This is a genomic window from Microbispora sp. NBRC 16548, from assembly GCF_030268985.1.
Lineage (GTDB): Bacteria > Actinomycetota > Actinomycetes > Streptosporangiales > Streptosporangiaceae > Microbispora > Microbispora catharanthi.
In genome coordinates this window covers 305,470-318,556 of the sequence record NZ_BSSF01000003.1, presented here as the reverse complement: position 1 = coordinate 318,556, position 13,087 = coordinate 305,470, and the positions used below count along the sequence as shown (strand labels likewise).

The 13,087-nt window shown below is 72.3% G+C and carries 13 protein-coding genes; 11 read left to right on the top strand and 2 right to left on the bottom strand.

Going from position 1 to position 13,087, the window contains the following annotated elements; translation table 11 throughout:
• Positions 1–17: 17 nt before the first annotated feature.
• Genes QSK36_RS09385 through QSK36_RS09370 form a run of 4 tightly spaced genes read left to right on the top strand, consistent with a single transcriptional unit; the run spans position 18 to position 3,022 of the window.
• Entirely contained in the window at positions 18–1,652 is a 1,635-nt protein-coding gene (locus tag QSK36_RS09385) for an amidohydrolase (protein WP_285782077.1), read from the top strand.
• An 18-nt stretch (positions 1,653–1,670) separates the two neighbouring features.
• Positions 1,671–1,913: a hypothetical protein gene (locus tag QSK36_RS09380; protein WP_183531343.1), complete on the top strand. Its 243-nt coding sequence runs from the start codon at positions 1,671–1,673 to the stop codon at positions 1,911–1,913.
• Positions 1,910–2,365: a hypothetical protein gene (locus tag QSK36_RS09375; RefSeq protein WP_285782076.1), complete on the top strand. Its 456-nt coding sequence runs from the start codon at positions 1,910–1,912 to the stop codon at positions 2,363–2,365. Before QSK36_RS09380 ends, QSK36_RS09375 begins: the two co-directional genes overlap by 4 nt.
• A 30-nt stretch (positions 2,366–2,395) precedes the next feature.
• Positions 2,396–3,022, top strand: a complete 627-nt coding sequence (locus QSK36_RS09370; protein ID WP_285782075.1) for a TetR/AcrR family transcriptional regulator — start codon at positions 2,396–2,398, stop codon at positions 3,020–3,022.
• On the opposite strand, the gene arfB is transcribed toward QSK36_RS09370, so the two are convergent.
• Positions 2,994–3,416 carry an alternative ribosome rescue aminoacyl-tRNA hydrolase ArfB gene (gene arfB / locus QSK36_RS09365; RefSeq protein ID WP_182902494.1) on the bottom strand — a complete coding sequence of 141 codons (423 nt, stop codon included), beginning with the start codon at positions 3,414–3,416 and terminating at the stop codon, positions 2,994–2,996. The genes QSK36_RS09370 and arfB overlap by 29 nt on opposite strands.
• 171 nt (positions 3,417–3,587) lie before the next feature.
• Between arfB and QSK36_RS09360 the strand changes: the two genes are divergently transcribed.
• Together QSK36_RS09360 and QSK36_RS09355 are read left to right on the top strand one after the other, a co-directional pair.
• A complete protein-coding gene (locus QSK36_RS09360) occupies positions 3,588–4,421 on the top strand; it encodes a hypothetical protein (protein WP_139572896.1) in 834 nt (277 codons plus the stop codon).
• A gap of 30 nt (positions 4,422–4,451) precedes the next feature.
• Positions 4,452–5,030, top strand: a complete 579-nt coding sequence (locus QSK36_RS09355) for an HAD-IA family hydrolase (RefSeq protein WP_285782074.1) — start codon at positions 4,452–4,454, stop codon at positions 5,028–5,030.
• 12 nt (positions 5,031–5,042) lie between these two features.
• On the opposite strand, the gene QSK36_RS09350 is transcribed toward QSK36_RS09355, so the two are convergent.
• Complete coding sequence (locus QSK36_RS09350) at positions 5,043–6,506, bottom strand: MFS transporter (protein ID WP_285782073.1); 1,464 nt, start codon at positions 6,504–6,506, stop codon at positions 5,043–5,045.
• Between the two features lie 154 nt (positions 6,507–6,660).
• Here QSK36_RS09350 and lon point away from each other — a divergent pair, with 154 nt between their 5' ends.
• From lon to QSK36_RS09325, 5 genes are all read left to right on the top strand, one after another.
• Positions 6,661–9,021, top strand: coding sequence for an endopeptidase La (gene lon / locus QSK36_RS09345; protein WP_285782072.1), 2,361 nt, complete (start codon positions 6,661–6,663; stop codon positions 9,019–9,021).
• Positions 9,022–9,380: 359 nt separating this feature from the next.
• Positions 9,381–10,325: a methionine ABC transporter ATP-binding protein gene (locus QSK36_RS09340; protein ID WP_285782071.1), complete on the top strand. Its 945-nt coding sequence runs from the start codon at positions 9,381–9,383 to the stop codon at positions 10,323–10,325.
• Positions 10,322–10,978: a methionine ABC transporter permease gene (locus QSK36_RS09335; protein WP_285782070.1), complete on the top strand. Its 657-nt coding sequence runs from the start codon at positions 10,322–10,324 to the stop codon at positions 10,976–10,978. The genes QSK36_RS09340 and QSK36_RS09335 overlap by 4 nt, the downstream gene beginning before the upstream one ends.
• A gap of 22 nt (positions 10,979–11,000) precedes the next feature.
• Entirely contained in the window at positions 11,001–11,834 is an 834-nt protein-coding gene (locus QSK36_RS09330) for a MetQ/NlpA family ABC transporter substrate-binding protein (protein WP_285782069.1), read from the top strand.
• Positions 11,835–11,901: 67 nt separating this feature from the next.
• Positions 11,902–13,041: a Fic family protein gene (locus QSK36_RS09325; protein WP_285782068.1), complete on the top strand. Its 1,140-nt coding sequence runs from the start codon at positions 11,902–11,904 to the stop codon at positions 13,039–13,041.
• The last annotated feature ends 46 nt before the right edge of the window (positions 13,042–13,087 follow it).

The following is a 13,087-nucleotide window of genomic DNA, read 5'->3' as shown; positions in this document are numbered from 1 at the left end:
CCTCGAAGGGAAGCACCATGCGTCTGGACGTCCTGTTCGTCAACGGCCGGTTCGCCACCCTGGACCCCGCTCGGCCCGCCGCGACCCGGCTCGGCGTGTTCGCCGGCCGGATCGTGGGGCTGGACGAGGACCTGGACGGGCTCACCGCCGAGGCCGTCGTCGACCTGGGCGGGGCGCCGGTGGTGCCGGGGTTCAACGACGCCCACCATCACCTGAGCATGCGGGGCCAGCGGCTGCGCGAGCTGGACCTGCGCGACGGCCGGGTGCGGACGCTCGAGGAGCTGTACGCGAAGGTCGCCGAGCGTGCCGCGGGCCTGCCGCGGGACGCGTGGGTCAAGGGAGCGGGCTACGACCAGAACAAGCTGGGCGGGCTGCACCCGAGCCGCGAGGCGCTCGACCGGGCGGCCGGGGGCCGGCCCGTCTGGCTCCAGCACGTCTCGGGCCACATGGGCGTCGCGAACACGGCGGCGTTCGCCCGCATGGGCTTCGACCGCGTCGAGGACGTGCCGGACGTCGCCGGCGGCACGGTCGGGCGGGACGCCGACGGCCGGCCCGACGGGCTGCTCGCCGAACAGGCCCAGGGCCTGGCGGACGCCGTGCTGCGCCCGGTGCCGTTCGAGGACTTCGTCGAGGGCATCGCGCTGGCCGGCCGGGTGGCGGCCGGTGAGGGCCTGACCAGCTTCACCGAGCCGGGCATCGGACGCGGTCTGGCCGGCAACGGCGCCTGGGACCTCGCCGCCTTCCAGGAGGCGGTGCGGCGGGGCGTGCTGCCGCAGCGGGCCACGCTGATGCCCGGCTCGCCCAACCTCCATGACATCGGCGACGGCTGGTTCGGGCTCGACCTCGGGTTCCGCACCGGCATCGGCGACGAGCGGCTGCGGATCGGGCCGGTCAAGCTGTTCTCCGACGGCTCGCTCATCGGCCGCACCGCCGCCATGTGCTGCGACTACGAGGGGGAGCCGGGCAACCGGGGACTGCTGCAGCAGGACGCCGAGGCGCTGCGCGCCTTCATCCTGCGGGCGCACGCCGCGGGCTGGCAGATCGCCACCCACGCCATCGGCGACCACGCGGTCGACGTGGTCCTCGACGCCTACGAGGAGGCGCAGGCGCGCGATCCCCGGCCCGACGCCCGCCACCGCATCGAGCACTGCGCGGTGACCAGCGACGCCCAGGTGGCGAGGATCGCCAGGCTCGGCGTCATCCCGGTGCCGCAGGGCCGGTTCGTCTCCGAGCTCGGCGACGGCATGCTCGCCGCCCTCGGCTCCGAGCGCTCCCTCGGCTGCTACCGGCAGAGGTCGTTCCTGGAGGCCGGCATCGTGGTTCCGGGCAGCTCCGACTGCCCGGTGGCCGACGGCGCCCCGCTGCTCGGCATCCACGACCTGGTCAACCGCCGTACGGCGAGCGGCGTGCCGTTCACCCCCGCCGAGTCCCTCACCGTGGAGCAGGCGCTGCGCGCGTACACGGTCGGCTCGGCGTACGCCGCGGGGGAGGAGCGGCACAAGGGCACGCTGTCGCGCGGCAAGTTGGCCGACTTCGTCGTCCTGGGCGACGACCTGTTCGCGGTCGCCCCCGAGCGGATCAAGGACGTCGCCGTGCTCGCCACGGTCGTCGGCGGCGCCTTCGTCTTCGACGCGGCCGGCCTGTCCGCATAGGGGTGGTACGTTGTTACCATGGTAACAGTGCAGCGGGCGCAGACCGGCCTTCGTGTCGAGCGCAACACATTGAAGGTCCTCAAGGGCCTGGCCGAATACCTGGACATGTCCCTCGGCGACCTCGTGGAGGGAATCGTCCTGCACGCCTTCGAGGGCAAGGCGCCGTTCGGGCCGGAGACCCTCGCGAAGATCGGGCAGCTCAAGGAGGTCTACGGCCTGACGCTCACGGCCGCCGACGCCCACCGGCTGGAGGAGAGGTGAGCGCCGGGCCGCGACGCCGCCGCCTCACCGGCAGTCTCCGGGTCGCGCTCGCGCCCGCCGAGGCGTTCCGGCTGTTCACCCCGTACGGCGAACGGGACTGGGTGGAGGGATGGGAGCCGCGGTTCCCGGAACGGGTCACGGACGACACGGCGCCCGGCACGGTCTTCCAGACCCATGCCGACGGCGCGGCCACCACGTGGATCGTCCTGCACCGCGAGCCCGGCCGGTCGGTCTCCTACGCCCGCGTGCGCGAGGGGGTCCACGCCGGCACTGTCGGCGTCACGCTCGCCCGGGGGGAGCGCGGGCACAGCGACGTGACGGTCACCTACGACCTCACCCCGCTCACCGCCGCGGCCGAGGCCGATCTGGCCGCCTTCGCCGCCGGCTACCCGGCGTTCCTGCGCTCCTGGGAGGACGCCATCGCCGCCCATCTCGGCAGAATGGACCAGTAAGTCCAGAGAGTCGGTCCGAAGGAGGACGCGGTGCGGACGCTGACCACGAAGGGGGCCGCCACGCGGCAGCGGATCGTCGAGGGCGCGGCCGAGACGATCCGCGAGCGCGGGGTGATGGACACCACCCTCGACGACGTGCGCGCCCGTACGCGCACCAGCAAGAGCCAGCTGTTCCACTACTTTCCCGGCGGCAAGGAGGAGCTGCTGCTGGCCGTGGCCCGTTTCGAAGCCGACCGGGTGCTCGCCGACCAGCAGCCCTACCTCGGCGAGCTCACTTCGTGGGCGGCCTGGCGGGCCTGGCGCGACCGCGTGGTGGAGCGCTACCGCGAGCAGGGGCGGCAGTGCCCGCTCAACGTGGTGATGTCGCAGGTGGGCCACAGCACGCCGGGCGCCCAGGCCGTGGTGACCGAACTGATGCTCCGATGGGAGGCGGAGATCGCGGCCGGCGTGCGGCACATGCAGGCCGCGGGCGAGATCGACCCGGGCATCGATCCCGTGCAGGCGGCGGCCGCGCTGCTCGCGGGCATCCAGGGCGGCGTGCTGCTCCATCTGTCCACCGGCCGGGTCACCCACCTGGAGGCGGCGCTGGACATGGGCATCCGGCACCTGCGCGAGAGCGCGTCGCGGCTCAGTCCTCCGTGCGACGCAGGCGCTTGAGGTCGGAGCGTTGTTTCTTGGCCGCCAGGCGGCGCTCGACGGCGCCCTTCGACGGCTTGGTGGGACGGCGCCGCTTGGGCGGCGGCGCGATCGCGTCGCGGAGGAGGGCGGCGAGCCGTTCCCGCGCCGCCTCCCGGTTGCGCAGCTGCGAGCGCTGCTCCGAGGCCGCCACCGTGATCACGCCGTCCACGACGCGGGCGGCGAGCCGTTCGAGCGCGCGGGCCCTGAGCGCCGGGCCGAGGGCGGTGGTGCGCGCGAGGTCGAAGCTCAGCTCGACCCGGCTGTCGGTGGTGTTGACGCCCTGGCCGCCTGGGCCGGACGAGCGGGAGAAGCGCCAGGCGAGCTCCGCCTCGGGCACGACGATCGAGCCGCGCACGTGCAACGGGCCTGACATCGGTTCTCTCCCTTTCTCTCCTCTGGCGTACAGACGGGACGACCAACTTATCGGGGTGAATATCACCGCCGCTCTCCATTTATCACCGTAAACGCGGCTGCGGGTTGTCGCGGTCCATCGCGTCGTGCACAGTGGCCCCCGTACTCCAGGCGACAGGGACGGGCGGGGAGCATGACCTCGATCGTGGGCGTCCACGGCATCGGCAAGTACCACTACTACGAGGAGGCCGGCGGGTCGGCGGGCGGCGCCGCCGAGGTCATGCGGGCCAAGTGGAACGCCTACCTGCACCAGGGTCTCACCGGCCGGGCGGACGGCGCCGGCGAGTACTTCGCCGAGATCGCCTACTACGCCCACCACCTGCACAGCGGGCCGCCGAAGCCGCCGCGGCAGATGGAGGCGCCGGCCAAGCTGGTCCTCGCCGACTGGGCGGCCCAGCTCGGCGGTCCGTTCCGCGACGCGGCGGGGGAGTCGCTCACCGGTCTCGCGCACCGGCTGGCCGGGTGGCTGCTGGCGAGGATGGGCCCGCAGGCGGTGCGGTTCGCCCAGGACTTCTGCCCGGAGGTGGCCGCCTATCTCGGCGGCGGCGACCCGCGGGTGCGGGCCCGCGACGCGGTGGCCGACGTCGTCCGCAGGCGCCGCCCCCGGGTGGTCGTCGCCCACTCCCTCGGCAGCGTCGTGACGTACGAGGCGCTGTGGGCGCACCCCGATCTGTCGGTCGAGTTGCTGGTGACGCTGGGCAGCCCGCTCGGCATGCGCGACGTGGTCTTCGAGCGGCTCGCGCCGGTCCCGGTCCGGGGGCGAGGGGCGCGCCCGCCGGGGGTGCGCCGCTGGATCAACATCGCCGACAAGGACGACATCGCCGCGATCCCGGCCGTGCTCGCGTCGTGCTTCGACGGCGTCGAGCGGGACGTCTCCTGCGACATCGACTGGCTCGACTTCCACACCGTGCGCAACTACCTGCGCTGCGGGAGCGCCAACGCGTACCTCAAGCCCTACGTGGCCTGAGTTACGAACACCGGTTATGATCGTACGACCATGAAGACTGTGCTTTTCGACTACGGCAACGTCGTGTCGCTTCCCCAGGCCCCCGAGGACGTCGCGCGCATGGCGGGAGGTGATCCGGGGTTCGAGGACCGCTACTGGGAGGTGCGGCTCGACTTCGACCGGGGCACGCTCGACCCGGCCGCCTACTGGTCCCACGTGTACGGCAGGCCGATGGACGGAGCCGAGCTTGACGTGGTCGTCGCCCTCGACGCGGCGAGCTGGTCGCGGCCCAACGAGGAGACCGTGGCGATCATCGACGAGCTGGCCGCCGTCGGGGTGCCCATGGCGCTGCTGTCCAACATGCCGGTCTGCGTCGCCGAGGGCATCGACGCGCTGCCGTTCATGCGGCCGATCGGCCCGCGGTTCTACAGCGGCCGGATGGGCCTGGTGAAGCCGGAGCCGGAGATCTTCCACGAGACCGTGGCCTGGCTCGGAGTGGCCCCCGGCGACCTCGTCTTCGTGGACGACCGGCTGGAGAACGTCGCGGCGGCCGAGCAGGCGGGGCTCGCCGCCGTCCACTTCCGCGATGCGGCCGCCCTGCGTGAGGACCTCAAGACGCTGCTGGTCTAGTGCCCGAACTCCTCAGGTGCCTCGACTTGACGGAGAGCGGGGGTCGAGGGGTGGTGCGTCGACCGGGCAGCCGGGGGCGGGCGGTTCGGACGCGGCCGCGAGGACGTTCGTCCTGATCGTGACGAACGTGACGACCGCCGCGACGGCCATCATGGCCGCGCCGACCAGCATCGAGGTGTGGAACCCCCGGGTGAACGCCGCCGGGGAGTCGTAGGCGTCCCCCGCCAGCCCCACCAACGGCGGGACGGCGGCGACGGCCAGGAGGCCGCCCGTCCTGGCCAGGGCGTTGTTGATCCCGCTCGCGACGCCCGCGTACCGTTCCTCCGCCGTGGAGAGCACGGTCGCGGTGAGCGGGGCGACGGCGGCGGACAGGCCGAGCCCGAACACGACCGCCGAGGGCAGCACGTCGGCGAGATAGGACGAGTTCGGGGAGATGCGGCTCATTAGCAGCAGTCCGGCCGCGCACAGGAAAATCCCTCCCGTCATGGGGAGGCGCGGGCCCACCCGCCTCGCCAGTTCGCCGGCCCGGGGCGACAGCAGCAGCATGAGGATCGTGACCGGGAGCATCGCCGACCCGGCGGCGACGGGAGAGAACCCGGCCGACACCTGGAGCTGGACGACCAGCAGGAAGAACACCAGGCCCATCGCCGCGTACATGACCAGCGTGACGACGTTGACCGCGGTGAACTCCCGCGAGGCGAACACACCCACGGGGACGAGGGACCGGGGGGAGCGCCTGATCTCCACCACCACGAAGCACGCGGCCAGGACGAGCCCGGCGGCCAGCGGCACCAGCCCGTCGCCCGCGAGGATCAGGCCGTACGTAAGTCCGGCCAGCGCGGGTGCGGCGAGGACGGTCCCGAGCACGTCGAAGCGGCCGTGCGGCCCGGCGTCCCGGGTCTCGGGCACGTGCCGGGCGGCGACGCCGACCACGACGGCCGCGAGCGGAAGGTTGAGCAGGAAGACCCACCGCCAGCCGGCCGCCTCGACGAGCCAGCCGCCGAGCAGCGGCCCGAGGGCGGCGGCCACGCCGCCCAGTCCCGACCAGGCGCCGACGGCGCGCGGCCGGTCGTCCGGCACGTAGCTCGCCTGGATGATCGCCAGGGACCCGGGGATCAGCAGGGCCCCGCCGATGCCCTGGAGCGCACGGGCGAGCACGAGCACGGGCGTGTTCGGCGCGGCCCCGCAGAGGGCGGAGGCCAGGGCGAACCAGACCACCCCGGCGACGAAGACCTTCCGCCTGCCGAGCCGGTCGCCCAGCGACCCGCCGAGCAGGATCAGCGCGGCCATGGTGAGTGTGTACGCGTTCACGGTCCACTGGAGGCCGGACATCCCGGTGTGGAGGTCGCGCCCGAGGGCGGGAAGGGCCACGTTGACCACGGTGCCGTCGAGCGTCGCCATGCCCGACCCGAGGACCGTGGTGAGCAGCACCCACCGGCCTGGCGCCGAGCGAAGCCGGATATTTCCGGATGTCATGGACCACATCATGCGTTACCCGGGGGAGTGAGTGCGTCGTCGCGGCAAGGCGGATTACACGATTACGATCGCTCACAGCGAACTGACGCAGAACAGGGAACAGGATCGGACTCCTGTTAGTTGAGCCGACATAACTCAACCTAGTGGAGTGCTGATGTCCCAGATCCTTCCCGTCCTCCCGCTCGACGACGAGGTCGTCCTGCCCGGCATGGTCGTGCCCCTCGATCTGTCGGCCTCCGAGGTCCGCGCCGCCATCGACGCCGCCCGCGCCAGTGGCGAGAGCACGGTGCTGCTGGTGCCCCGCGTAGACGGCCGCTACGGCCCGGTGGGGGTGAGCGCCGTCGTGGAACAGGTCGGCCGCCTGCCGGGCGGGGAGCCCGCGGCCGTGGTCCGCGGCGTCGACCGCATGCGGGTCGGCACCGGCACCACCGGTCCCGGCGCGGCGCTGTGGGTCGAGGCGACCGTGCTGGAGCCGGTCACGACAGGGCCGAGGGCCGAGGAGCTCGCCAAGGAGTACAAGGCCCTCACCACCACGATCCTGCAGAAGCGGGGCGCGTGGCAGGTGGTCGACGCGGTCAACCAGATCACGGACCCCGCTGTCCTCGCCGACAGCGCGGGGTACGCCCCCTGGCTGCAGACGCCGCAGAAGCTGCTGCTGCTGGAAACCCCCGACCCGGCCGAGCGGCTGGACAAGCTGGTCGGCTGGGCCCGCGACCACCTTGCCGAGCTGGACGTCGCGGAGACGATCCGCAAGGACGTCCAGGAGGGCATGGAGAAGCAGCAGCGCGAGTTCCTGCTCCGCCAGCAGCTCGCGGCCGTGCGCAAGGAGCTCGCCGAGCTCAACGGGGACCCCTCCGACGAGGAGGAGGACTACCGCGCCCGCATCGAGGCCGCCGACCTGCCGGAGAAGGTCAGGGAGGCCGCGCTCAAGGAGGTCGACAAGCTGGAGCGGGCCTCCGACCAGTCGCCCGAGAGCGGCTGGATCCGCACCTGGCTCGACACCGTGCTCGACATTCCGTGGAACGTCCACACGACCGACGAGTACGACATCGCCGGGGCCCGCGCGGTGCTCGACGCCGACCACACGGGTCTGGACGACGTGAAGGACCGCATCGTGGAATACCTCGCGGTGCGCAAGCGCAGGGCCGACCAGGGCCTCGGCGTGGTCGGCGGCCGTCGCAGCGGCGCCGTCCTCGCGCTGGCCGGCCCTCCCGGAGTCGGCAAGACCTCGCTCGGCGAGTCGGTCGCCCGCGCCATGGGCCGCACGTTCGTCCGCGTCGCCCTCGGCGGCGTCCGCGACGAGGCGGAGATCCGCGGTCACCGGCGCACGTACGTGGGGGCGCTGCCCGGCCGCATCGTCCGCGCCATCCGCGAGGCGGGCTCGATGAACCCGGTCGTGCTGCTGGACGAGATCGACAAGGTCGGCGCCGACTACCGGGGCGACCCGACGGCCGCGCTGCTCGAGGTGCTCGATCCGGCGCAGAACCACACGTTCCGCGACCACTACCTGGAGGTCGAGCTCGACCTGAGCGACGTGCTGTTCCTCGCCACGGCCAACGTGCTGGAGCAGGTGCCCGGGCCGCTGCTCGACCGCATGGAGATCGTCACGCTCGACGGCTACACCGAGGACGAGAAGGTCGCCATCGCCCGCGACCACCTGCTCCCGCGCAACCTGGAGAAGGCGGGCCTCACCGCCGACGACGTGGCGGTGGAGGAGGCGGCGCTGCGCCGGCTGGCCGGCGAGTACACCCGCGAGGCCGGCGTCCGCTCTCTCGAGCGCTCGATCGCCCGGGTCCTGCGCAAGGTGACGGCGAAGGTCGCCCTCGGCGAGGCCGCTCTCCCGGTGACGGTCACCGCCGACGACCTGGTCTCCTACCTGGGCCGGCCGCGCCACGTGCCCGAGTCGTCCCTGCCGGAGGCCCGGCAGCGTACGGCGGTGCCGGGCGTGGCGACCGGCCTCGCGGTGACCGGCGCGGGCGGCGACGTCCTCTACGTCGAGGCGTCGCTGGCCGACCCGGAGACCGGGGCGACCGGTGTGACCCTGACCGGTCAGCTGGGCGACGTGATGAAGGAGTCGGCGCAGATCGCGCTGTCCTTCCTGCGGTCCCGGGGCGCAGAGCTGGAGCTGCCGGTCGGGTCGCTCAAGGACAGGTCGGTGCACATCCACGTGCCCGCGGGCGCGGTGCCGAAGGACGGCCCGTCGGCCGGTGTCACGATGACAACCGCGCTGGCCTCACTGCTGTCGGGCCGGCCGGTCCGCGCCGACGTGGCGATGACCGGCGAGGTGTCCCTCACCGGGCGGGTGCTGCCGATCGGCGGGGTCAAGCAGAAGCTGCTGGCCGCCCACCGGGCGGGGATCACCACCGTGCTCATCCCGGCGCGCAACGAGCCCGACCTGGACGACGTCCCGGCCGAGGTGCTGGCCGACCTCACCGTCCACGCGGTGAGCGACGTGCGCGAGGCCCTCGACCTGGCCCTCACTCCGGCCTCGTTCGCCCGGCAGGCGGTCGCCTGACCCACCCCACCCGGCCCGCGTCTCCGTCGTCTCGGAGGCGCGGGCCTTTGCCTGTGACGCGAGCCTTTCCCCCAGTGACAAAGGACACATTTCCGGTACGGAATAAGGATTAGCCCGCTTCTGTTTCAGCCGGTCGTGAGCGTATCGAACCTGGTGAACCCGCCCGAGCGAGGGTGTCCCGCGGCCTGAACATCGTCCATCCGCACCCTCTCCACGAAGGCACTCACCGATGACGCTCTCCCCGCCGCCCGATCTGATCCTGCGCCGGATCACGCATCTGCCCTTCCCGCCCGGCACGTGCTAGCCGCACGTTCGCGAGGCGAAACGGAGTCGGCCCAAACGTCTTCGAAGGACAGCAAGTGATCACGGTTTCCGGCCTGCGCAAGGCCTACGGCGACGTCGTCGCGCTCGACGGCGTCGACCTCCACGTCGGCAAGGGCGAGGTCTTCGGCGTGCTCGGGCGCAGCGGCGCCGGCAAGAGCACCCTGCTGCGCTGCGTCAACCTGCTCGAACGTCCCGACGAGGGCGTGGTGACCGTCGACGGGCGCGAGCTGACCGCCCTCGGCGCGGCCGACCTGCGCCGCGCCCGCCAGCGCATCGGCATGATCCACCAGCACTTCGCGCTGCTGTCGTCGCGCACGGTGGCGGGCAACGTGGCCTTCCCGCTGGAGGTCATGGGCGTCGGCCGGGCCGCCCGGGCCCGGCGCGTCGCGGAGATGCTCGACCTCGTGGGCCTGGCCGACCGCGCCGGGGCCTATCCCGCGCAGTTGTCCGGCGGCCAGAAGCAGCGGGTCGGCATCGCGCGGGCGCTCGCCGCCGAGCCGTCGGTGCTGCTGTCGGACGAGGCCACCTCCGCGCTCGACCCCGCCACGACCCAGTCGATCCTGGCCCTGCTCCGGCGGCTCAACCGGGAGCTGGGGCTGACCATCCTGCTCATCACCCACGAGATGGACGTCATCAAGGCCGTCTGCGACTCGGCGGCGATCATGAGTGACGGGCGGATCGCCGAGGCGGGCCCCATCCCCGAGCTGCTCGCCACCCCCGGGTCGCGCCTGGCGGCCGAGCTGTTCCCGCTGCCGCCCGCCGAGCCCGGCACTGTGACGGTCGCCCTGGCCGCGGACCAGACCCTGCTGTCGCGTCTCGCGCGTACGCACGACGTGGACGTCGCCATCGCGGCAGGCGCGGTCGAACAGGTCGCCGGGGTCCCGGCGGGCCGGCTGCGGCTGCGGGTCACCGGAGCCGGTACGGCTGCCGCCCTCGCGGAGTTGCGCGAGCGCGGCCTGCTGGTGGAGGAGGACGCATGACCTGGTCGGAGATGAGCCCCCTGCTGTGGGAGGCGACCGGGCAGACCGCGGTGATGGTGGGCTGGTCCACGTTGTTCACCGTCCTGTTCGGGCTGCCGCTCGGCGTCTGCCTCGCCGGGACGGACCGGGGCGGGCTGTTCCCCGCGCCCGCCGTGCGGCGCGTGCTCGGCCTGGTCGTGAACGTGGGGCGGTCGCTGCCCTTCATCGTCCTCATGATCGCGGTCATCCCGGTTACCCGTGTGCTCACCGGCACCACGATCGGGACCGCCGCCGCGGTGGTCCCGCTGACGATCGGCGCGGTGCCGTTCTTCGCCCGGCTGGTCGAGACGGCGCTGCGCGAGGTGGGCCGCGACATCGTGCAGGCGGCCGAGGCGATGGGGGCGGGCCGGGTGACGCTCGTGGCGCGCGTCCTGCTGCCCGAGGCGCTGCCCGGCCTGGTCGCCGGGCTGACCGTCACCGTGGTCACGCTCATCTCCTACTCGGCCATGGCCGGGGTGATCGGCGGCGGCGGTCTCGGCGACCTCGCCGTCCGCTACGGATACCAGCGGTTCGAGACCACCCTCATGGTCGTCACCGTGGTCGTCCTGGTCGTCGTGGTGCAGCTCGCGCAGACCCTGGGCGACGCCGTCGCCCGTCGACTTTCTCACCGTTAACCCATTGAAGGAGTTCTGTCCCATGCGTAGAACGCTCGGCCTCGTCATCGCCGCCGTGGTCGCGCTCGTGTTGTCCGCCTGCGGGTCCTCGTCTCCGGACACCGCGACCGCCTCCGGCACGGCGGCGGCGGACGCCCCGCTCAAGGTCGGCGTGAGCCCGGTGCCGCACGCGCAGATCCTGAAGTACGTGGCCGACAACCTGGCCGCCGCGAAGGGCCTGAAGCTGGAGATCGTGGAGTTCAGCGACTATGTGCAGCCCAACCTGCAGCTCCAGGACGGCCAGCTCGACGCCAACTACTTCCAGCACAAGCCATACCTGGACGACTTCAACGCCTCCAAGGGCACCAAGCTGAGCTTCGTCGCCCCGGTGCACCTGGAGCCGCTCGGCCTGTACTCCAGGAAGGTCAAGGACCTCGCCTCGCTGCCGCAGGGCGGCACGGTCGCGGTGCCCAACGACGCCACCAACCTCGGCCGGGCGCTCAAGCTGCTCGCCGACAACGGCGTGGTCACGCTCAAGGACGGCGTGGGCACCGCCGCGACGGAGCGCGACGTGACCGGCAACCCGAAGAACCTGACCTTCCGCCCGCTGGAGGCCGCCCAGCTCCCGCGCTCGCTCGACGACGTGGACGCCGCCGTGATCAACGGCAACTACGCCCTGGAGGCGAACCTCAACCCGTCCTCCGACGCGCTGGTGCTGGAGAAGGCCGAGGGCAACCCGTACGCCAACGGCCTGGTCGTCGCGCAGGGGCACGAGAGCGACCCGCGCGTGAAGACGCTGGTCGGGCTGCTGACCGGCCCCGAGGTGAAGAAGTACATCGAGGACACGTTCAAGGGCTCGGTCATCCCCGCCGCCTGACGCGTACATACATGGACGAATCATCCAGTCGCTTGACCGGATGATTCGTCCATGCTGTCATGACTCCATGTTGTACGGCACGCCGGCACTGGAGGCCGCGGACGAGAAGGTGCTCGCCGAGATCGAGGAGATGCGGCGCGACCTGAAATATCGGCTGGCCGAGGCGCATCGCTGGGACGGCCTGCTGCGGCGGCAGTTGCAGGCGCGGGCGATCCAGGGGTCGAACTCCATCGAGGGCTACCACGCCAGCGTCGAGGACATCGAGTCGATCATGTCCGGTGAGGACCCCCTGGAGACGTCGACCGCCGTGGCCCGCGAGATCGCCGGCTACCGGCAGGCGCTGACCTACATCGGCACCCTGTCGCGGGCGTGGGCCTTCCGCTATGACGTGGGCCTGCTTCATGGGCTCAACTTCATGATGATCGGCCACCACGTGGACAAGACGCCGGGTGTGGCGCGGCCCGGCGGGATCTACGTGCGCAACTCCGCCACCGGTGAGGTGGTCTATGAGGGCCCGGACCACGAGCAGGTCCCCGGCCTGCTAGCGGAACTGGTCGAGTGGCTCAACGGGGGCGACCTCGACGCGCCCAGCTACGTCCGCGCCGCCATGGCGCACCTCAACCTCGTCAAGATCCACCCATGGCGGGACGGCAACGGGCGCATGTCGCGGGCGCTGCAGACGCTCGTGCTCGGCCGCGACCAGATCACCACGCCGGAGTTCGCCTCGATCGAGGAGTGGCTGGGCGAGGGCCGCACCACCTACGACTACTACGACGTGCTGGGCGAGGTGGGACGCGGCCGGTGGGGCCCGCACGGGGACACCCTCTCGTGGGTGCGGTTCGTCCTGCGCTGCCACCACATGCAGGCGCAGCGGGTGGGACGCCGGCTCGCGGAGGCGGGCGAGGTGTGGATGCTGCTGGAGGAGCGGACCGGGACGCAGGGCCTGCACCCGCGCACGGTCTCGGCGCTCTACCAGGTGTTCGTCTCCAGGCGGCTGCGCCGGGGCATGTACCAGGCCGACGAGGGGCTGAGCCAGGGCCAGGCGGCCCGCGACCTGCGCGAGCTGGCGGCCACCGGGTGGCTCCAGCCGTACGGCGAGACGAAGGGCCGCTTCTACGCGCCGGGGCCGAAGATGACGGAGATCAAGGCCGCGTTCGCCGAGCGCGCGAGGCCGCTGCGCGACCCTTATCGGGCGCTGGAGAGCTGACCGGACGCATCGGGAACTCGCGCCTACCGCGCGGAAAGCAAACCGA